This window comes from Hymenobacter terrestris, assembly GCF_013377905.1.
GTDB lineage: Bacteria > Bacteroidota > Bacteroidia > Cytophagales > Hymenobacteraceae > Hymenobacter > Hymenobacter terrestris.
Genome location: NZ_JABKAV010000059.1, coordinates 1 through 20,596 on the forward strand (window position 1 = coordinate 1; position 20,596 = coordinate 20,596).

At 63.2% G+C, this 20,596-nt stretch carries 20 protein-coding genes; 13 read left to right on the top strand and 7 right to left on the bottom strand.

Annotated features, from left to right (window positions below; translation table 11 throughout):
* Nucleotides 1–210: 210 nt before the first annotated feature.
* Both HW556_RS14795 and HW556_RS14800 read right to left on the bottom strand, forming a co-directional pair.
* Entirely contained in the window at nt 211–747 is a 537-nt protein-coding gene (locus HW556_RS14795) for a 2'-5' RNA ligase family protein (RefSeq protein WP_176900879.1), read from the bottom strand.
* Between the two features lie 80 nt (nt 748–827).
* Nucleotides 828–2,414, bottom strand: coding sequence for a T9SS type A sorting domain-containing protein (locus HW556_RS14800; protein WP_176900880.1), 1,587 nt, complete (start codon nt 2,412–2,414; stop codon nt 828–830).
* Nucleotides 2,415–2,657: 243 nt separating this feature from the next.
* Here HW556_RS14800 and hutI point away from each other — a divergent pair, with 243 nt between their 5' ends.
* Nucleotides 2,658–3,965, top strand: a complete 1,308-nt coding sequence (gene hutI / locus HW556_RS14805; RefSeq protein WP_176900881.1) for an imidazolonepropionase — start codon at nt 2,658–2,660, stop codon at nt 3,963–3,965.
* A 173-nt stretch (nt 3,966–4,138) separates the two neighbouring features.
* Complete coding sequence (locus HW556_RS14810; protein WP_176900883.1) at nt 4,139–4,945, top strand: PhzF family phenazine biosynthesis protein; 807 nt, start codon at nt 4,139–4,141, stop codon at nt 4,943–4,945.
* Between the two features lie 26 nt (nt 4,946–4,971).
* On the opposite strand, the gene HW556_RS14815 is transcribed toward HW556_RS14810, so the two are convergent.
* The 3 genes from HW556_RS14815 to ruvC all read right to left on the bottom strand — a co-directional run bounded on the left by HW556_RS14815 (nt 4,972) and on the right by ruvC (nt 6,223).
* Nucleotides 4,972–5,190: a KTSC domain-containing protein gene (locus HW556_RS14815; RefSeq protein ID WP_176900885.1), complete on the bottom strand. Its 219-nt coding sequence runs from the start codon at nt 5,188–5,190 to the stop codon at nt 4,972–4,974.
* Between the two features lie 22 nt (nt 5,191–5,212).
* A complete protein-coding gene (locus HW556_RS14820) occupies nt 5,213–5,437 on the bottom strand; it encodes a hypothetical protein (RefSeq protein WP_176900887.1) in 225 nt (74 codons plus the stop codon).
* 147 nt (nt 5,438–5,584) lie between these two features.
* A complete protein-coding gene (gene ruvC / locus HW556_RS14825) occupies nt 5,585–6,223 on the bottom strand; it encodes a crossover junction endodeoxyribonuclease RuvC (protein ID WP_176900889.1) in 639 nt (212 codons plus the stop codon).
* Nucleotides 6,224–6,457: 234 nt separating this feature from the next.
* Here ruvC and HW556_RS14830 point away from each other — a divergent pair, with 234 nt between their 5' ends.
* The 6 genes from HW556_RS14830 to HW556_RS14855 all read left to right on the top strand — a co-directional run bounded on the left by HW556_RS14830 (nt 6,458) and on the right by HW556_RS14855 (nt 12,213).
* On the top strand, nt 6,458–7,522 hold the full coding sequence (locus HW556_RS14830) for a lysylphosphatidylglycerol synthase transmembrane domain-containing protein (RefSeq protein ID WP_176900890.1): 1,065 nt from the start codon (nt 6,458–6,460) through the stop codon (nt 7,520–7,522).
* Nucleotides 7,519–8,700 carry a glycosyltransferase gene (locus tag HW556_RS14835; RefSeq protein WP_176900892.1) on the top strand — a complete coding sequence of 394 codons (1,182 nt, stop codon included), beginning with the start codon at nt 7,519–7,521 and terminating at the stop codon, nt 8,698–8,700. The genes HW556_RS14830 and HW556_RS14835 overlap by 4 nt, the downstream gene beginning before the upstream one ends.
* A gap of 93 nt (nt 8,701–8,793) precedes the next feature.
* Entirely contained in the window at nt 8,794–9,315 is a 522-nt protein-coding gene (locus tag HW556_RS14840) for a c-type cytochrome (RefSeq protein WP_246289668.1), read from the top strand.
* 86 nt (nt 9,316–9,401) lie between these two features.
* Entirely contained in the window at nt 9,402–9,659 is a 258-nt protein-coding gene (locus tag HW556_RS14845; RefSeq protein WP_088463397.1) for a MarR family transcriptional regulator, read from the top strand.
* Nucleotides 9,659–10,834: an ABC transporter permease gene (locus tag HW556_RS14850; protein ID WP_176900893.1), complete on the top strand. Its 1,176-nt coding sequence runs from the start codon at nt 9,659–9,661 to the stop codon at nt 10,832–10,834. Before HW556_RS14845 ends, HW556_RS14850 begins: the two co-directional genes overlap by 1 nt.
* Nucleotides 10,835–10,977: 143 nt before the next feature.
* Nucleotides 10,978–12,213, top strand: coding sequence for a PP2C family protein-serine/threonine phosphatase (locus HW556_RS14855; RefSeq protein WP_176900895.1), 1,236 nt, complete (start codon nt 10,978–10,980; stop codon nt 12,211–12,213).
* A gap of 133 nt (nt 12,214–12,346) precedes the next feature.
* Here the strand turns inward: HW556_RS14855 and HW556_RS14860 are convergent, their stop codons facing one another.
* Together HW556_RS14860 and HW556_RS14865 are read right to left on the bottom strand one after the other, a co-directional pair.
* On the bottom strand, nt 12,347–13,828 hold the full coding sequence (locus HW556_RS14860; RefSeq protein WP_176900897.1) for an O-antigen ligase family protein: 1,482 nt from the start codon (nt 13,826–13,828) through the stop codon (nt 12,347–12,349).
* Complete coding sequence (locus tag HW556_RS14865) at nt 13,825–14,787, bottom strand: GumC domain-containing protein (RefSeq protein WP_176900899.1); 963 nt, start codon at nt 14,785–14,787, stop codon at nt 13,825–13,827. Before HW556_RS14865 ends, HW556_RS14860 begins: the two co-directional genes overlap by 4 nt.
* A gap of 294 nt (nt 14,788–15,081) precedes the next feature.
* Between HW556_RS14865 and HW556_RS14870 the strand changes: the two genes are divergently transcribed.
* From HW556_RS14870 to HW556_RS14890, 5 genes are all read left to right on the top strand, one after another.
* A complete protein-coding gene (locus HW556_RS14870) occupies nt 15,082–16,530 on the top strand; it encodes an oligosaccharide flippase family protein (RefSeq protein WP_176900901.1) in 1,449 nt (482 codons plus the stop codon).
* A gap of 90 nt (nt 16,531–16,620) precedes the next feature.
* Nucleotides 16,621–17,553 (top strand): FkbM family methyltransferase, encoded by a 933-nt coding sequence (locus HW556_RS14875; RefSeq protein WP_176900903.1) that lies wholly within the window; start codon nt 16,621–16,623, stop codon nt 17,551–17,553.
* Nucleotides 17,554–17,622: 69 nt separating this feature from the next.
* The gene (locus HW556_RS14880; RefSeq protein ID WP_176900905.1) at nt 17,623–18,771 is read left to right on the top strand and encodes a glycosyltransferase family 4 protein; all 1,149 of its coding nucleotides are present in this window, start codon (nt 17,623–17,625) and stop codon (nt 18,769–18,771) included.
* A gap of 55 nt (nt 18,772–18,826) precedes the next feature.
* A complete protein-coding gene (locus HW556_RS14885; protein ID WP_317170538.1) occupies nt 18,827–19,468 on the top strand; it encodes a polysaccharide deacetylase family protein in 642 nt (213 codons plus the stop codon).
* A gap of 151 nt (nt 19,469–19,619) precedes the next feature.
* Nucleotides 19,620–20,596: glycosyltransferase (locus HW556_RS14890; protein ID WP_176900907.1), on the top strand; the 977-nt coding region annotated here is incomplete at its 3' end.

Sequence of the window (20,596 nt, forward strand, 5' to 3'; positions counted from 1 at the left end):
AAGGGGATAAGCATGTAGCGCGCCAGCTGCATGGGGGGGGGGATAGGGGGCGGGGCGCCGCCCCCCGCCCCCCGCCGTTAAACGATTCCCGGCGTTACCGTCCCGGCGGCGGGTGGGGGCAAGCCCCGCCCCTACGTCGTGCTACGAAGGCAGCAAACTCAGCCTGACCGCGCTTGGTGGCTTCATGGCTAAGCTTCTAATACGTCCAATTCATCCTTTGCCCTCAAACGGAAATTGGGCCAGGGCTTCCCAAGGGCCGCCGCGGTAGGCCCACAGGGCCAGGCCGGTGCCGGTACTATTGTAAGGCTCGAAATCGGCGGAAAACTGCTCGTACAGGGCGCGGGCCACGGCGGGCGCTACCTTATTCTGCACCGTGATGTGGGGCCGCAGGGGCTGTAGATCCTGGGGGCGGAGCGTGGCGGCCCAACGAGTCTGTAGCTCGCGGTGAAGCTGGCGCAACTGGTCGTTTTCGAGGGAGTACGCCACACCCTGGCCCAGAAACAGCACGCCCGCAACACGAAGTGGCAGGGGCGGGGTAGTGGCCGCCACAGCCTGCAGCTGCTGGGCGATGTTGGCGTAATCGGCTCCAGGCAAATGGTGGAAAAGCGTAACGTGGGCCCGTAGGTAGTTGCGCGCCGGCGGAAAGTGCGCCGTGCGCAACTGGTCGAAATGCTGCTGGGCCTCCTCGTCGAGGAGCAGCGTCATAATCAGGGGCGCATCAATGGCAATGGGTGGCAAATCAGCCATACAAAAGCAAATACCCCGATACGCAGCAAGGGCGCATCGGGGTAGCGAAAGAACTGCCAGTTGATGGAAAAGGCACGCTGCTACTTTTCCAGTATCAGGCGAGTGGTACTGGTAGCGCCGGCCTGCTGCACGCGCAACAGGTAAAAGCCGGCGGGCAAATCGGCCATTGGTACCTCAACAGAAGCTACTCCGGCCGGAGCCGTGAGCCGTCGGACTACCGCTCCCCGGGCCGAAACCAGCTCCAGCGTGGCGCTTTGGCCAGGCATTGGCAGCAGCACTTGCGCCGCATTGCGCACGGGGTTGGGGTAAACTGCCGTAGTGGCCGCACTACGCACTGTCCGAACGCTGGAGTAGCTAACGGTACCGTCGCGGTCGTGCATGGCCAGCCGGTAATAGGCCGTGCCGGGCAAGGGGCGGGCATCGGTGGCTGCGTATTGTTGGCCGGTGGCTTGGTTGCCGGCCGCCACCCGCGCCACGGTGTTCCAGGCGGTAGCAGTGGCACTACGCTCTACTTCGAAGTGGCTGGCCCGCTCCTCGAAGGTCGTGGCCCAAGTCAGACGCACAGTTGGGCCTGTGGCCGTAGCATCAAAGCGGGTGAGCGTAACGGGCAGGGGCAGGGCATCCGGGAAGCTCACAGCGTCGCCCCGGTTGCAGCCCAGCGCCGAGCCGAACGAGCGGTTCTCATAGTTACCGGTTACGTTATCCACCCGAAATATCTCTCCACTCCCGGCCCGCACCACATATACGTTGCTGAACTGGTCGGAAAACATTGAACCAATATTGTTATCGGTGGTGCCCGGGGGGAGTGGCGGCAGCGGGACGGTGGGCGTGGTGGTGACGGCCACCGGCGCAGTAGCGGGGTTGGTAATGGTCAGGTATTGGCCCGACTGTCCGATATAGCTTACCAGATTGCCGCTGGGCTTGTCGTACACCCAATCCTGAATACCTCCTTCGGGCACCGGAGTAGAAAGCCCGGAATTAATGTAAGCCTGTATCTGGGCTCTGTATGTTTCGATAATGGCCGCAGTAGCAGGGTCGGAAGCATCTAACTGTCGCCAAGTGGGTGCTGCCACGGGCGCAGGGACAACCGGTAGGCTGGTGGTGCCCACGTATAAACGCACATCGGTAACGGTGGCCGTACCCGGAAACGGTAAGTCGCCAAAAAACAAAGCGGAGATGCGAAACGTAACTCCCCCGAGGTAATAGGTGCCGCTAGGGTTGCTGTCGCCCACAAAATTCAGGGTCTGCCGATAGTCGCGGGCAGTTCTACCAGCGCCGGAGGCCGGGGTCAGGCCCGTGGTAGGCGTGGGGGGCGGCGTCATCGGGCCTACGTTGGTGGCCACGGCCGTTGTCAGGTCGATGCGGAATAAGTCGGGAGGAGTACCCTCCTGAATGGATTCTACAGTAGGCGCAACCACACGCATAGCATACAGCGCAACCCGGTTGTTGTCATTATAGCCTAAGCCATTCACCACAATGCCGGTACCTGCTTCGTTAACTACGCCGATGGGAGTAATCGACCCGTCGGTATTGATTTTGGACAGCTCGGAAGGCTGGTTAAGGCTGCTTGGGCAGGGAGTGGATACGGCGTAGCTGTTGGTAGGGAGCTGCGCCTGCGCCTGTAGCGCAAGTGCCGAGGCCAGCCAGAAAAGGAGAAGTTGTTTCATAATGGGAAAGGAAGAAAGGTGCAGTGCGGGGGTATATGTAATATAGTAAAATAACTAGTTACATGTCAATGTTTTAAGATTTGCATACGGCTGAATCTCACTTTGGGATACATTATTTTACCTGCGACGTGCCTGGTTAAAACTTAAACAAAGGTACTGTAGCGCGAAGCCGGAGCTTTGCGCTACAGCCTAAGTCGGGTTGTTATTGCTATTACCGGCCTTGCAGGCACTTATGGCTCTCATATGCATCTTTACCTAACCGATTCTCCCGCTGATGCCATGCCCTACACCCTGCTTATCCGCCACTGTGGCCAGCTCCTCACGCTGACCGGACCACCCGCCACCCACCCGCTGGCCGGCCCCGACCAAGCCAACTGGCATATCATTGCCGATGGCTACGTGGCTTGCGAGGGAAGTCGGATTGCGGCGGTGGGCCGAATGACGGAACTCGATGAAAGCCAGCTGACGCCTGCCACCCGCATAATCGAGGCACATGGCCGGGTAGTGATGCCCGGGCTGGTGGAATGCCACACGCACCTCGTGTTCAGCGGCCAGCGGGCGGTCGAGTTCGAGCGTAAGCTGCGGGGCGAATCGTACCTCGATATTCTGGCTGGCGGCGGCGGTATTCTGAGCACCGTGCGCGCCACCCGCGCCACTTCCGAAGCCGAACTGCTGGCCTCCGCCCTGCATCACTTGGCCGATTTTAGGCGCTACGGCGTTACCACGCTCGAAGCCAAGAGCGGCTACGGCCTCGACGCCGAAACCGAGCTGCGGCTGCTGCGCGTGGCCCGCGAGGCCGGCCGCCGCCAGCCCGTGCGGGTGGTGCCCACCTTCCTGGGAGCCCACGTACCCGGCCCCGAGTATGCCGGCCGCCCTGTCGATTACCTGACTATGCTCGTGAACGAGGTGCTGCCCCAACTCGACCCGGCCGAGGTGCCGTTCGTGGACATTTTCTGCGAGCAGGGCGCCTTCAGCGTGGACGAATCGCGCGCGTTTCTGACCGCGGCCCGCAAGATGGACTTCGGGCTGAAAATCCATGCCGAGCAGCTACACGAGCTGGGCGGCTGCGAAATGGCCGCCGAACTTGGCGCCGTCAGCCTCGACCACGCCGATTACCTCTCGGCCGAGGCGGCGGCCCGCATTGCTGCTGCCACGCAGGGGCACACGGTGGCGGTGCTGCTACCGCTGGTGCCGCTGTTCCTGCGCCTGGAGCAGTACGCGCCGGGCCGCGCGTTTATTGATGCGGGCCTGCCGGTGGCGCTCAGCACCGATTTCAACCCCGGCTCCTGCCCCAGCAAAAACCTGTGGCTGGCCCTGAGCATGGGCTGCCTGAAAATGGGCCTGACACCCGCCGAAGCCGTGGCCGCCGTAACGCGCAACGCCGCCTGGGCTATTGGCCAGCAGCAGGAGTGCGGCAGCCTCGCGCCCGGCCTCCGCGCCGACGTTTTGGTGCTGAATGTGGCCTCCCTGCCCGAAATCCCTTACTGGCTGGGCGAAAACCCGGTGCAGCAGGTGATAATCGGGGGCGATCTGGTGGAGGATAATCTGTGAGAAGAAAGCGGGGTGGCGGTGCGGGTAATGAGCGGGCGGCTTGAGGCAATACCTGGAAATGCGCTGGTGCTACCAGCCCGAGGGTGGCAGAACGGAGCGCAATAGCCGCCGAAACCGTAGTTTCGCTAAAACGCCGAACTGCGGCGGCCCTTGTTTCATTCTGCCCCTCTGCTATGCTGCTGCCCCTTTATCAGGTCGATGCCTTCTCCGACCGCCCTTTCGCCGGCAACCCTGCCGCCGTGTGCCCCCTAACCGAGTGGCTGCCCGAAGCAACCATGCTGGCCATTGCCGCCGAAAATAACCTGGCCGAAACGGCCTTCTTCGTGCCCAAATCCGGCGAGGAGCACCAGTATGAAATTCGTTGGTTTACGCCCACCGTGGAGGTGGAACTATGCGGGCACGCCACGCTGGCCTCGGCCCACGTGCTCTACCGCCACCTCAATTTTCAGCAGTCTGAAATCGTATTCCACTCGAAAAGCGGCCCGTTGCGTGTAAGCAGGGCCGAAAATGGCATGCTGACGCTCGACTTCCCAGCCCGCCCGCCAAAACCGCTGCCCCGTCATCCCGACGGTCTGGTGGATGGCTTGGGGGCCACCCCGCTGGCCCTGCTGGCCGGCCCCGATCTGGTGTGCGTGTTTGCCTCGGAGGCTGAAGTGAGGGCCCTGCGCCCCAACCAGGCCCGGCTGGCCGAGGTGGAGTTTCGCGGCGTTATTGCCACCGCCCCCGGCTCGGGCGAAATCGATTTTGTATCGCGCTTTTTCGGCCCTCGGGTGGGCGTGCCCGAAGACCCGGTAACCGGCTCGGCCCACACCACGCTGGTGCCTTACTGGGCCGAGCGGCTGGGTAAAACCAGTCTCCACGCCCGCCAGGTATCGGCCCGCGGCGGCGACCTGTGGTGCGAGCTGCGCGGCGACCGGGTACTGATGAGCGGCCACGCCGTCACCTACCTCAAGGGCGAAATCGAGCTGGGCGAAGTGTAAATAGGACCGATGAGCAGCTGCGCCCGTTACCCCCGCAGCTGCTCGCGTCCGAAGCCGCCGCGCTCCACCACCTGCTCCACAAACAGCGCCTTACCCGGCACCCGCAGCAGGGCTTGGTACAACTCTTCAGGTACGCCGGTGTAGCGCACCAGCCCGCCGTGGCGGTACTCAATTTCCAATGTCTGGGTGGCCGGGTCGTAACCCACGGCTTTCAGGGAGGTGGAACGGATAGGGCGGCGGAGCATAAGGATAATGACAGGTGAAAATTTACGTGATAGAGTAAGTGAACAGTAGACTTCCAACGAAAGCAGCCACCAGTTGCAGCGCCAGTGCCAGCAAAAAAATCCGTTTGGTTTTACCCAAATTGTGGTTGTTGAATAGAGTGACAAATAACTGCAACAGGGCAACACCCGCGGCCAGCACCGCACCGAAGATAGAAAAGCTGATCCACCTTTTGCCGAAAATAAGCAGCAAGCCATCCTGCTGAACCATTCGCTGAATTGACTCGTGCGAGCACAGGCAAAAGACGCTGGCCACTACCGCGTTGCCCACCGCACTTATGCAGAACAAGAGCAACAGAAAGGAACTGACACCGCGCATATAATCCGATATTATATAGTCTGCGGCTGGTAGGTTGATCTACGCTGCTGGCTTTTTCCTAGCCGCGGCTAGCTTCTTGCCGGCTACCGGGGCGGCTAGTTTGGCGGGGTTATCGGCCAGGAACTTGCCCCAGCTTTTGCCGCCAGCCTTCACGTTGTTGCCCTTTTGGTAGTGGTGGCACAGGGCAACACCCAGCGCGTCGGTGGCGTCGAGGAACTTGCTGGCTTCGGCAATGGGGGGCAGCGTGAGGGTCTGGCGCAGCATGTGGGCCACCTGCTCCTTGGTGGCGCTGCCCGAGCCCGTTACGGCCTGCTTCACTTTGGTGGGCGCGTACTCCACGTACGGAATCTGGCGCGAAAGGCAGGCAGCAATGGCCATGCCCTGGGCCCGGCCCAGCTTGAGCATACTCTGCACGTTCACGCCGAAAAACGGGGCCTCAATGGCCAGTTCATCGGGCAGGTACTCGTCAATCAGCTCCAGCATCCGCTCGAAAATGCGCTTGAGCTTGAGGGCATGGTTGGTGCCCAGCTTCTGCATATCGATAACGTCGTAGCAGAGCACTGTTACCTTCTGGCCCCGTACCTCAATCACGGCGTAGCCCATGATGGACGTGCCGGGGTCGACGCCCATAATCACCTTGGGTAGCAGTTCGGAAGAAGAAGCGAGGGGAAGAATCATGGTTTTGTTAAGCTGCAAGCGTCAAGCTACAGGTTGCAAGCTTTAAGTTTGGTAGCCTTTTTGGGATGTTGGGACTGAGCAAAGAGAAAAGAGTCGATGCTACTAAAGAAGCTACACCAAGCTTACAACTTGAAGCTTGCGGCTCTGATAAGCTAACTTGCCGAAATTACGCAACCCGCCGCCATTTTGCCCTCATCGCCACCCCAAAGCTACGTCCAAACCCCCGAACCCCGCATGCCGGCCCGCCCGGCGCCGGCCCGGTGGGGGGGCTGGGTGGTAGCGGCCAAGCTGGGCATTACGCTGCTTACGCTGGGTTTGCTCTGGCACTCGCTGGTGGGCAACGAGGCCACGGCCGCCGCGTGGCGAGGGCTGCTTGCCCGTAGCCTCGGGGGGCAGGGGCGCGGGCCGGTGCTGCTGGCGCTGCTGCTGGTGCCGCTCAACTGGGGCCTCGAAAGCTGGAAATGGTGGCGACTTGCCCGGCACCTGGAGCCCGTTTCGTTTCGGCGCAGCTTCCGGGCGGTGCTGGTGGGCCTCACGCTGGGCTTCGTTACGCCCAACCGCATGGGCGACTACGCCGGCCGCATCATGGAGCTGAAAAGCCGCCGGCTGGATGCGCTGGGGGCCGTGTTTCTGGGGCGCTACTGCCAGTTGGTGGCCACCGTAATGGCTGGCACGCTGGGGCTGCTGTATTTTGGATTGCGCTTCTACCTGAACGGCTACCCGGCCGCGCAAATCGGGCTGGTGGTACTCACACTAGTCATCAACCTAGCGGTGCTGCTGCCGCTCTACCATTCCGAACTGCTGGTGGCGGCCGTGCAGGCCATTAAGCCGCTACGTCGTTTCAGCCGCTACCTGGCCGTAATGCCCACCTACCCGGCCCGGCTGCTGACTGATGTGCTGCTGATTTCGTGCCTGCGCTACCTGGTATTCGGGGCGCAATTTGGGCTGCTGCTGCTGGCCTACGGGGTGCACACGGCCGTGGGCCCGGCGGCGGCGGCCGTGGCGGGCACGTTTCTGCTCAAATCGCTGGTGCCCTCGCTCAATGCGCTGGCCGATGTGGGCGTACGCGAGTTGTCGGCCACGCATTTGTTCGGGCTGCTGGGCCAGCCGGCGCTGCCGGTGCTGAGTGCCAGCCTGAGTTTGTGGGTACTCAATATTGCTGTGCCTAGCGCCGTGGGGCTGATTTTCGTGCTCCGCCTGAAAGTGCTGCGTAAGCGCCAGGCCGGCCCGGCTACGGGGGGCACACCAGTTTCGGCAGCAGTTCCGGCTACTGCCGAAGTCATCCAACCCACCAAATGAGCAGCGCGTGGGGCCTGTTGCTGCTGGCGTTTCCAGCGCTGTACGCGGGGCAAATGATGCGGCTACGCCGCGCTTGGCAGCAGCTACCGGCGCCCGAGCTGCTGCCGCTGCCCGTTTCGTCTGAACCTGTTGCCACGCCCGAACCTACCGTCGCGCCGCGCTTCTCGGTACTCGTGGCCGCCCGCAACGAAGCCGCCAACCTGCCACGGCTGCTCGCCGACCTGAGCCGCCAGCTCCTGCCGGCCGACCAGTTCGAAGTCATCATTACCGATGACCACTCGACCGACGACACGGCGGCACTGCTGGCGGCGGCAGCTCAAACAACTGCTTTCCGCCTGCAAATGGTGCGACTGGCTGAAACTGCGGAAGTCGGAATGGGCAAGAAAGCGGCTCTGCAGGCGGCCCTGCAACACGCCCGCGCCTCTTGGATAGTGTGCACCGATGCTGACTGCCGCGTGGGCCCCGACTGGCTGCGGGCCTACGCCGCCCTGCTCGATGTAACCGGCCCGGATGTTCATTTCGTGAGTGGGCCGGTGCTGCTGACGGGGCCAAGTACGCTGCTGCAGGGCCTGTCGGGACTGGAGTTTGCGGGGCTGGTGGGCACCGGCGCGGCGGGCATTGCGGCCGGCACGCCTACCATGTGCAACGGTGCCAACCTGGCCTACCGCCGCACCGCCTTTGCGGCGGTGGCCGGCTACGCGGGCAACGCTCACCTGCCCAGCGGCGACGATGAGTTCCTGCTTCACAAGCTGCACGCAGCGTTTCCGGGTAGCATTCAATTTCTCAAGCACACGGCGGCGCTGGTGCGCACAGCAGGGCCGCCCACGCTGGCGGCCCTGCTGCGGCAACGGGTGCGCTGGGCCAGTAAGTGGCGGCACTACCGGCACCTGCCTTCGCAACGGCTGGCGGTGCTGGTGCTACTGGCCAACCTAGCGCCAATGGCCGGGCTGGTGGCATCGGTTTGGCAGCCCGCGCTGTTACCTGGGGCCGCGGCCGGCCTGAGCCTCAAGCTGGCCGCCGACTGCTGGTTTCTGGCTCCGGTGCTGGGTTTCCTAGGCCGCCGCCGCTGGCTGGCCTACGTGCCGCTGCTGCAACTGGCCTACGCGCCCTACGCCCTGCTGGTGGGCCTGGCGGGCCTGCGCGGCGGCTACGAGTGGAAGGGGAGGAGGGCGGGGTAGGGCGCTAGTTGCATGGCATCAAACCCCAAAAATTGCTTGCTATTGCGGCGTTTGGGAGCGTACTTTCTGCGGTGTTCCAATCTATCTGTCGAGATGAATAAGAACCTGCTGGAAATCGTGATGCCCGCCAGCTTGGCGGTGGTGGCCGCGGCTATTGGCGGCTGTTTGATGCTGCTGGCTGGAGAATTGTCTGGAACACAATTTCTAGAAAAGACGCAGCCACTGTCATGTGGCAATGATGTAATTGAAATGGCTCCCGCTGCTGGGTCCCCTTCGATTAATGCCACAAATCTTTCAGAAACACAGCTCGCTTCAGCTGTATTCGGCGAAACTCTGTTCAAAGGCAACTGCGCCCAGTGCCACGGTATTGTTGATGTGGTGGTCGGCCCCGCGCTGGCCGGGGTGCGCAAGCGGCGGCCGGAAAAGTGGCTGCATGCCTGGGTGAAAAACTCCAGCAAGCTGATTGCCAGCGGCGACGAATACGCCCTGAAAATATACGAGCAGTACGACAAGCAGCAAATGCCCTCCTACAATCTTTCGAATGAGGAAATTAGCCAGATTTTAGACTATGTGGAGTCGCAGGAGGTCAGATACGTGGTTTCAGCAATCAACTGAAGCACCCCGCGCATTCCTCCACTAACTTCTGCCAGAAACCCCGGCCGAACATTTACCTTTATGCCTCACAATCCGCCCTTCCTGCCGTGACCGATGCCGAATTTGATGTTCTCGACGAGCTGTACTTCGTCACGCCCTTCGCCGAACTGCTGAAAAAAACTGGCCTGCCGCGCCCCGAGCTCGTGGAAACCCTGCGCCGCCTGATGGACGTAGGCTACGTGCGCAGCTTCTGGCCCGACCCCGACACGGAGCTGGCCTATGAGGAAAGCTCGTTCGGGGCCCTAGTGGGCGACTGCCAGTTTCTGGCTTCCAAAGAAGGCCTGCTGCAACACAACACGCGCTGATGCCCGCTTCCGTCGCTGCCGTGGCCGCGCCGCCGCCGGCCCGCTCGCCGGGCTACTACGTGCGTCAGCGTTTGCTGCGCAACCTGCCGGCCATGCTCGGGCTGGGTTTCATTGTGCTCTGTACGCTGGTGGCCGTACTGGGCTACTGGGTGCTGCCCGACAACTCGCCCTCGGCCAACAATGGCCTGGTGCAGCTGCAAAAAGAGGCCCCCGGCTTCTCGGCCACCATCCTGCGCCTGCCCCGGCCCGATGCGGTGCGCGACGCGGCCGATAACCCGCTGCGCACCTGGTGGCAGGGCCGTGCCCCGCGCTTCCGCGAGGTGGCCATCGGCAGCTACCAAATTGTGGGCGACTCGCTCATCACCCAGCCTTACCAAAACCACTCGGCCCTGGCCGACCAGCGCCAGGCCTACGCGCTGAGCGCCGTGACCGGCCGCAGCGGTTCGGCTGCCGAACTGGCCCCGCTGGCCCGCCAGAACATCATCGAGCGCACCTACTGGCTGGGCACCGACAAGGCCGGCCGCGACGAGCTGAGCCGGCTGCTGCTGGGCACCCGCATCAGCCTGGGAATTGGGCTGGTGGCGGTGCTGATTTCGGTGCTGCTGGGCATGCTGGTGGGGGCCGTGGCCGGCTACGTGGGAGGCTGGCTCGACTCGCTGCTGCTGGGTTTGATGACGGTGGTGTGGAGCATTCCGGGCATCATGCTGGTGATTGCCATTTCGCTGGCCCTCGACAGCAAGGGCGTCTGGACCTCGTTTGTGGCTGTGGGCCTGACCATGTGGGTAGATGTGGCCCGCGTGGTGCGGGGGCAGATGCTGAGTCTGCGCTCGGCCACCTTTGTGGAAGCCGGCCGGGTACTGGGCCTGCCCCAAAGCCGCCTGATTGCCCACCACCTGCTGCCCAACATGACCGGCCCGCTGATTGTGCTGGCCACGAGTAATTTTGCGTCGGCCATTCTGCTCGAAGCTGGCCTGAGTTTCTTAGGTTTGGGCGTGCAGCCGCCGGCGCCGTCGTGGGGCCTGATGGTAAATGAAGGCTTCCAGTTGCTGGGCACCCGCGCCGGCCTGTGGCTCACGCTGCTGCCCGGCCTGGCCATCAGCCTGCTGGTACTCAGCTTCAACCTGCTCGGCAACGGCCTGCGCGACGCCTACGACCCCAAAACGCCGCTAACGTAGGTACGTTGGCAGCCTTGGTGGCGCAAGTGGGAGCCGACAACTGCGCCACCGGCCCGCCCGAATTTCAAATGGCTATTTTGCCTCCCAACCCAGGCTTTCCCGCCTGCCTATCCTTCACGCCACCTCCCTGCCTTACCTTCGCTATGCCCAATACTACTCCTGAAAAAAAGTTGTTCCTGAAAGAGCGGGAGTTGGGGGCGCTGCTGGAAATCACCCAGGCCATCAACCAGGACCACACCGAAACCGCCCTCTACCGGATTTTCCAGTTCACACTGCTTGGCCAGCTCAACATCCGCCGGCTGGTGCTGTACGTGCTGGAAGAAGGCCAGTGGCAGTGTATGACCTATTTCGGGACCGGGCAGGTCGATTTCCGGCAGGTAGAGCTACCGCAACGGATTACCGATGCCTGCACCATGGCTTCGTGCCGGCTGGATGAAATTGCGGGGCTGGAGCCGGTATGGGCCAATCTCGAAGTGGTAATTCCGGTGGGCAGCAACGGTCAGGTGCTGGCCTATGTGTTTATCGGCAACGCCCACGAGGACTACGCCGGCGAAGAGGCGCTTAAGTTTCTGCAGACGCTGAGCAATATTTTGGTGGGGGCCATTGAGAACCGTCGGCTGGTGCGGCAGCGGGTAGCCTCGGCGGCCATGCGCAAGGAAATTGAAATTGCCCGCGAGGTGCAGACTATGCTGTTTCCGCAGCGCCTGCCCAACGATGCCCACGTAGCCGTGCATGCCAGCTACGTGCCCCACACGGCCGTGGGCGGCGACTACTACGACGTGGTGGAGCTCGACGGGGGCCGCCTGCTGCTCTGCGTAGCCGATGTGTCGGGCAAGGGGGTGGCGGCCTCGCTGCTGATGTCCAACTTCCAGGCCGGCCTGCGCACGCTGCTGCGCCAGGGGGCCGAACTGGCCACGGTAGTACACGAGCTCAACCACCTCATTTTCCGCAACGCCGGCGGCGACAAGTTTATCACCGTCTTTTTCGGCCTCTACGACCGCGCCACCCGCGAGCTGCAGTACGTAAATGCCGGCCATAACGACCCGCTGCTGCTACTCGACGACGGCAGTGCCAGCCAGCCGCTTAAGGAAGGCACCATTATGCTGGGCGTGATGGAGGAGCTACCCATGCTGAACGTAGGCCACCTCGTGGTGCCGCCCCACAGCCTGCTGCTGGCCTACACCGATGGCCTGACCGAAGTGTTCGACGCCGAGCAGAACGAGTTTGGCGAAGATGGCGTGCTGCGCGTGTTGCGCTACAATCGCTACGCCCCGCTGGCCACCATGCACGCCGAGCTGCTGCGCGAAATCACCGCCTTCGACCAGGCCGGCACCGGTTTCGCCGACGACGTAACCATTCTGAGCTGCCGGTTTAAGTAGGTGGTGTTGGGCAAAGGTTAGAAAACCGTCATTCAGAGCGAAGCGAAGAATCTCGCCTGAGTACATTGGCTGATTGCCGTTTAATGTACTCAGGCGAGATTCTTCGCTTCGCTCTGAATGACGGTCTTTTTGGTCAGGCTTCAGGGGCACTTCTCACTTCTAGCTTCTCTTCCCGCACCCAGGTGCCAATGCGCACCAGCATAGCCAGGTTGATGAAGAAGAACGAGCCGATTTTGTCTACTTCCACCAGCTCATTGAGTAGCAGATGGAACACGATAATGACGAAGCTCAGGCCGCAGGTTAGCAGCACGGCGCGGTATTCGGAGCCGGGCGTAGTGCGGTGGTAAAGGGTTTCAATGGTGATTAGTGCCGCTCCGACCAGCGTAATAAACAGCAGCATGCCGGGGAAACCCTGCTCGGCCATCAGCAGCAGAAAGTAGTTGTGGGTGGTTGATTTTTCGGGGTTGTCGCTCACGTAGGTGCGGAAGCTGCGCACTGTGTAACGCTGGTATTCGGGGTAGAAGGTGTTGGGGCCGCTGCCTACCAGGGGCTTGTCGGCGGCCATGCGCGCCGCCGCCACCCAGCGGTACACCCGTTCCATACCCGACACGTCTTCGAGCTTGTAGGTAGCCTCCAGGTGCTTGCCGAAGTTTTCGCCGTTGAACACGGTTTTCTCGAAATCGGGGGCGTAGAGCATGTAGTTGTTCTGGCTCATGAAATAGCCGGCTCCGGCCAGCGCCGCTACCAGCGCGCCCGCCAGCAGCAGGCGCGTCTGGCGCAGCCGCATCACCCAATAAAACAGTGCGGCCACCGGCAAACTCAGCACCGAGGCCCGGGTGTAGGAGAGGAGCAGCCCTATCAGCATCAGCCCCAGCGCTGCCCGCCAGGCCAGCCGCGCCACGCCCCCGGCCCGGCGGCTGGCATACAGCGCGAAGGGTAGCAGCAGCGCCAGCACCGTGGCGTAGGTTACGTGGTTGCGGTAAAAATCGTGCACGGCCCACTGTGTCTCCTCAAAAGCAAAACCCCGGCTGCCGTGCTTGGCCAGAACGACCAAAACGGTAACGATGGCACCTGCCGTGTACAGGCCCGCCACCCGCCAGATATGGGCGGGGCGGCGCAGCAGCAACAGCGTGCCCAGCACAAAAGGCGTCAGGTACCAGCCCTTGGCCAGCAGGTACTTGATCGACTTGGTACTATCAACCGAGAAAAAGGCCGACACTACGGACCATAGTAGCGTAAGGGCCAGAATGAGGAGTAGGGGGTGCGTCAGTTCGCGGGCCGGCAGGCGGTGCCGCCGCATCAGCAGGCTGGCCCCCACGCAGCCAGTCAGTAGGATCATCAGCGGCTCGGAGGGCACATCGAGGCTGAGACTACCGCCTACCGCAATTTCGCGCGAGAAGGGCAGCGTCAGGAAAAACAGGAAGTACAGCAGCCGCCACTCGATAAGTAGCAGCAGCAGCCCCAGGCCGGCTATCACCGGCAGCAGCGGCAGGGGCGACGCCAGCAGCAGCGCGGCTGCCCCGCCCGCCAGCAGCAGGCCTATAAGGCCCACAAATACCTGCTTGGCCGGGTCCTGGGGCAGCCACTGCATCAGGCGCGGCGGCAGTGTCATCATAGGCCCTCGCCGACGGCCAGCCGGCGTTGGGTGCGCTGAAACAGCTCCAGCAGCGTAATCACGACGATGGATGCGGCCAGCGTGAGCAGCATTGAGCCCACCACAATCAGCCAGCGAATGGGCTGGCTTTTGCGGGTAGCGGGGTAGGCTTTCTGCACCAGGTAGAGCGAAGAAATCCTGGCCCGTAGCGTGAGGTCGGCGGTTTCGTACTCGCTCTGGGCTTTCACTAGGCGGTCCTGCAAGTTGATGAGGCGGGCCGTAAACAGGTTCAGCGAGTCGGCACCCTGCACGTAGCGGTCGAGGTTGATGAGGTTCTGGCCGTCGGGGGCCGTGAGGGCGCTCAGGGCGCGGCGCAGGCCGGCGGCCCGGTTGCTGTTGCCGCTGCCCTCGGCTTCGCGCAGGCCGCTTTCCAGCTCTACTACCTCGCGGGCCATGTAGCGGCCCTGTTGTTCGAGGCCGTAAATACCGTAGCGGCGGCGGGCCTGCACCACTTGCTGGCGGGTGCGCTCAAACTCGGTATTCAGGAAATCGTAGCGGGTTTTGTAAAGGCCCAGCACGCCGCGGCGGTTTTCGAGGGTAAGCTGCTGGTTGATGGAGTCAATCACCTCTACCAGACGGTTGGCCACGTTAGCCGCCAGCTGCTTGTCGGTGTCCTGGAACGTCAGCTCGATGGCGTCGCGCTCATTGTGTACAATGCGCAGGTTGGAGCTGAACTCGTTGAGCACCGCGTTTTCGGCCACATCGTCGCCGGGGTTGCCTACTTTGTAGTGCTTGTAGAGGTTGAATTCGCGAATGAGCAGCTCGGCCACCGGCTGCGACTGGCCAATGGTGATAACGCGGTCGAGGTCTTCGCTGCGGCCGCCCAGCTCCAGCTTGCCGCCTTCCACCAGTCGGTCGGGGTCAGTGGTCTGGGGGTCGGTGGGGAAGAAAACGGCCGTTGACTTGTAAACATTAGGCATAAGCAACGCCACGCCGGCACTGATTATGCCCGCTAGGCCTACCGCAATAAGTACCAGATTTCTCCACCGACGAATAATAGGCCACAGCCCAAGCAAGGAATAGGGTGCTGACATAGGAATGAAGCGGCGGCTGCGGCGTTTAAAGGAAGAGAGGGTAAAAGCAGCCGTTGGCAAAGGTAAGGGGAAAATGCACTTCCCGGCCGCCGCAAGGCAGCCCTGCAAGCCACCTTGAGGGGCCGGCTTTTTGCGTAGTTTTGCGCCGGCTCGCCCGCTTGGGCGGCCCGGCCGGGCAGTTTGCCCGCGCTTTTAGCCGCTGCTCACATCAAACGATTTCTCGGAAATATCAGCCTCGTCGTGCTGCTCAACGTGCTGGTAAAGCCCGGCTGGGTGCTGCTCGAAAACCTGGTGCAGGACCGTGTGGGCCACGCCGCATTCGGCCTGTTCACGGCCCTCTCATCGCTCACGCTGGTGCTGGCCACGTTTTCCGACCTCGGCCTGACGCACTACAGCGTGAAGCGCCTGGCCGGCGAACCGGGCTTTTTCGCCGACACCTTTCCAGTCCTGATGCCCCTGCGCGCGGGCCTGACCGGCCTGGCGCTGGCCGCCATGGTGGGCCTAGGCTGGCTGGTAGGCTACCGGGGCCACGAGCTGGCGCTGCTGGCCGTTATCGGGGGCAGCCTGGCCCTCACGCAGTACGGGCTGTTTCTGCGCGGCACGCTGCAGGCCCGGCAGCACTTCAATACCGATGCCCTGCTCTCGGTGCTCGAAAAGGTGCTGCTGGTAGGCTTGGTGCTGGCGCTACTGCCGCTGGGGGTCACGCTGGAGCGCTACGTGGGCGTGCGGGCCGTGGCCGTGGTGCTCACTACGGCTGTGTTTTACGGGCTGATGCGGCACTTTGTGGGCCGAGTGCGCAGCCGCTGGCAGTGGCCGCAGGTGCGCACCCTGCTGCGCGAGGCGGCCCCGTTTGCCATCATCACGCTGCTGTATGGCGTGAACGAGCGGGTGGATATGGTGATGCTGGAACGGCTGGCCTCGCCCACCGAGGCGGGCTACTACGCCGGCGCCTACCGTTGGGCCGACGCCCTGATGATGTACATCTGGACGGTGCTGCCGCTGTTTTTTGCTCGCTTTGCCGCCGCCCAGCACCAGCCCGCCGAGCAGCAGCAGCTGCTGTGGTTCGGGCAGCGGGTGGTGACGGTGCCTATGCTGTTCGTGTGCGCATTCGTGCTGTTTCGGGGCGAGGTGCTGTTCTGGCAGTTTCAAAACAGCTCGGCCGCTGAAATTGCCCGCATGAGCTGGTGCCTGAAAATCCTGTTTCTCAACGTGCTAGTGCATTCGTTTTTCGCCCTTTACGCCTCGCTGCTCAACAGCACCCGCTTTGTGGGGGCCGTCAGCAAGCTGGTGGGAGCGAGCGTAGTGCTGAACGTGGGCCTGAACCTGCTGCTGCTGCCGCGCTTCGGGGCTGTGGCCGCCGCCTGGAACACGCTGGCCTGCGCCGTGTTCGTGTCGGTTTGCTACCTGTGGCTGACGCACCGGCGGGCCGAAGTGGCGGTGCCCTGGGCGCTGCTGGGGCGGCTGCTGGCCGTGCTGGCCGCGCTGTGCGCCGGCTGGTACGGGCTGCAGCAGCTGGGCCTGAGCTGGTGGCTCGAAACGGCGGTGGCCGGCCTACTGTTTGGGGGGCTGGTGTTGGGCCTGGGGCTGCTGCACCCGCGCGAGCTGCGCCAGCTGCGGGCCGGCAAATAAGCACCGCCGCACGGCATCTTCCGCCAAACCGCCGATATTTGCCCGGCGCGCCCCCAGCCGGGCGGCCGCCCCGTTCCCCTTTCCTGTCGCATGTCTTCCCTTCTTCGCCAGCTGGCGCACGTCGAAAAGCTAGCCGCCAGCACCCGCTGGCACCGCCTGCTGCACGCGCCGGCCAAATATATTTACGCCATTGGCTTCCGGCAGCTGGTGTATGCCCGCACCCGGCGGGGCGTTTTCAAGCAGGTGGATACCTTTTTTGGCGTGCCCATGCAGGTGGTGCTGCCCGCCGGAACCGACCTGTACCTGACCGGCGGCAAAACCCACGACTCGGAAATCCGGCTGGCCCGGCTGCTGCTGGAAACCCTGCGCCCCGGCGACGATTTTGTGGACGTGGGCGCGCACTTCGGCTATTTCGCGCTGCTGGCGGCCCGGCTGGTGGGGCCCACCGGGCGGGTGCGGGCCTACGAGGCCTCGGCCAGCACCTACGCCGTGCTGGCCGCCAACGTGGCCGCGCTGCCCCAGGTGCAGGCCTGCCACCAGGCCGTATCCGACCAACCCGAAGTCGTTTCGTTCTACGAGTTTCCGGTGCTCTTCAACGAGTTCAATTCCATGGATGTGAGCCAGTTTGAGGGCGAAAAGTGGTTCAAGGAGTTTCCGCCGGTGAAGATTCAGGTGCCGGCCGTGCCCCTGAGTGAGGTGTTGCGCGAAACCAGACTACGGCCGCGCATCATCAAAATTGACGTGGAAGGAGCCGAGGACAAAGTAATTGCCGGCGCCCAACAGGTCCTGTCGGAGCTTGCTGCGGCTGGGCATCCGCCCTTGGTGGTGATGGAGTACCTGAGCCCGGTGCGCCACAACGCCAGTCACCGCCACGCCGCCGCACTGCTGGCCGAATGCGGCTACGCGGCCCACACGCTCAGCGCCGCCGGCCGGCCCGTACCCTGCGCCGACCTAGATGCCTACCTGGCCCAATCCGGCCAGGACTCCGATAATTTCGTGTTCATTCGGACAGTCGAATCATAGGAACGGGTAAGATGCGGGGCTTAGCTGCGCACCTTACCGCTCGCTATCTAAGCCTCCCCAGACCTAATTATGGATATTGCTGTGAACGTCCGTTTTCTGCTGCCTGGCGACAAGCTGGAGGGTATCGGGCGCTTTACGCTGGAAACCTTGCGTGAGCTGGTGCGGCAGCAGCCGGAGCACACGTTTCATTTTTTGTTTGATAGACCGTTTGACGAACGGTATTTGCTGGGGCCGAATGTGGTGCCGCATGTACTGAGGCCGCCGACGCGGCATCCGTTGCTGTGGCTGGCCTGGTTCGAGGGCGCAGTGGCCCGCTGGCTGGCCCGCCACCGCCCGGCCGTTTTTCTGAGCCCTGACGGCTACACCACGTTGCGTACTCGCGTGCCCCGCGTTACGGTGCTGCACGACTTGGCTTTCGAACATTTCCCGCAGGATGTGAACCGCTTGGTGCGGGCCTACTACCGCTACTTCACGCCCCGTTTCGCCCGGGCTTCGGCGCGGCTGGTGGCAGTGTCGGAGGCTACCAAGCAGGACGTGGTGGCCCGCTATGGCATTGCGCCCGACAAAATAACCGTGGTGTACAACGCCGTGGATGCCCGGTTCCGGCCCCAGCCCGAGTCGGTGCAGCGGGCCACGCGCGAGCGGTACGCGGCGGGCCACCCATATTACCTGTTCGTGGGGGCGCTGCAGCCGCGCAAAAATCTGCAGAATTTGCTGCGGGCCTTCGACGCATTTAAAACGGCCACCGGCTCTCCGGCCAAGCTGCTGGTGGTGGGCCGCACGGCCTGGCAGGCAGGTCCCATTTTCGAGGTGTACCGGGAGTTGCAGCACCGCGCCGCCGTGCATCTCACGGGCCGCGTAACCGACGAGGAACTGGTGCAATTGTACGCCGCCGCCCGCGCCACCTGCTACGTGCCCTACTTCGAGGGCTTCGGAATTCCCGTTATCGAGGCCCAGGCCTGCGGCTCGCCCGTCATTACCACCAACTGCAGCTCGCTGCCCGAAGTAGCCGGCCTGGGTGCCGCCTGTCTGGTCGACCCGTTTTCGGTAGAGTCTATTACCGCCGGGCTGGTGCTGGTAGAGGAATCGGAAGAGTACCGGCAGGAGCTGATAGCGGCCGGTTTCCGCAACGGCACGCGGTTTTCGTGGGCTGAAAGCGCCCGGCAGCTATGGCAGGAAATTGAACGGGCTGCTGCGCGGACGCCAGATGAGGCATGACGTTCGTAGTTTTGCGCCTTCCTCCATCACTCCTTCACCCCAACCTAAAGCCAACTTGCACTTACACCGAATGCCGGGGCTGGTGCGGCGGTTGTTTCCGGAGTGTATCTGGGAAATGCCCGCCACCGATCCGCCCACGCTTTACCTGACGTTTGACGACGGTCCTATCCCGGAGCAGACGCCCTTTGTGCTGGAGCAACTGGCGCGCTACGATGCGCGGGCCACGTTTTTCTGCGTGGGTGAGAACCTAGAGCGCCACCCCGACGTGGCCCAGCAGGTGCTGGCGGCCGGCCACCGCCTGGGCAACCACACCCACCGCCACCTCAGCGGCTGGCGCCACCCGCGCCCCGGGTATCTGACCGATGTAGCCCGCTGCCAGCAGTTGCTCGACGCCCTGCAACCCGCCGTAACTCCCGAGGTCCGGCCGCTGCTGCGCCCGCCCTACGGTCGCATCACCCGCCCGCTGGCCCAGGCCCTGCACCCCACGCACCAACTCATCATGTGGGACCTACTCACCTGCGACTACGACCCCGACTACGCCCCCGAAGCCTGCCTGCGCACCAGCATCCGCCTCACCCGCCCCGGCAGCATCATCGTCTTCCACGACAGCCAGAAAGCCGCCCGCAACCTGCGCTACGTGCTTCCCCGCTACCTAGATTACTGCGCCGAAGCCGGCTATCAGTTCGCAGCGCTGTGAGGTTGTTAGAGGTGAGAAAGAACGTCATTCAGAGCGCAGCGAAGAATCTCGCGTGTTGACGTTGTAACCGCTTCTCAACGAATGCACGCGAGATTCTTCGCTACGCTCTGAATGACATTCCCTATCATATCTCACCTCTCACTTCTAAATAATGCTGTTCTCCCTCTACTTTATTGGCTGGTTTGCGCTGCTGGCAGTTTCGGCCTGGGTGCTGGGGCGGCGGCTGGTAGCGGCTCCGGTGGTAGGGGAGGGGCAGCCTCAGGTGAGCATTCTTATCGCGGCCCGGGATGAGGAAGCGGCTATTGCGCGCTGTCTGGCGGCTATTCGCAAGCTCGATTACCCGCCGGAACTGGTGGAAGTGCTGCTGGGTAACGATGGCTCGACGGACGCCACCGCCGCCGTGGCCGAGGCCGCCATGCGGGACTATACGGGCACTTTTCGGGTGCTCGATATCCGGGAAAACCTCGGCTCTGCGCGGGGCAAGGCCAACGTGCTGGCCCAGCTGGCGCGGGTGGCTACTTCCGATTTCTTCTTCATTACCGACGCCGATATTGCCGTGCCGACCAGCTGGCTGCGCGGGCTGCTGGCCTGGACCGGGCCGAACGTGGGCATCGTAACGGGCCTGACGCTGGTAACGGGCCCGCGGCTGTTTCACCGCTTGCAGGGACTCGACTGGCTGTTGTCGTTGGGGCTGGTGCAGGTAGTTACCGATTTGGGCCAGCCCGTGACGGCCATGGGCAACAACATGCTCATCAGCCGCCAAGCCTACGCGGCCACCGGCGGCTACGAGGCGCTGCCGTTTTCGGTCACCGAAGATTTCGAGCTGTTCAAGGCGGTGCGGGCGCGGGGCTTCGGCTACCGCAACCTGTTCCGGCCCGAGGTGCTGGCCGAGTCGCTGCCGATGTACACGTGGCGCGGGCTGCTGCACCAGCGGCGGCGTTGGATGCGGGGCGTGGAGCAGCTGCCGGGCTGGCTGCAGGCGTGTCTGGCGCTGTACGGCTCGTTTTACCTGGTGCTGGCGTCCCTGGCTGTGATGGCGGGGCCGGGCGTGGCGCTGGCGGTGTGGGCGGCCAAAGCGGCTATGCAGGGCGTGCTGGCTACCGTGTGCTTCCGCCGAGTAGGCCGCCG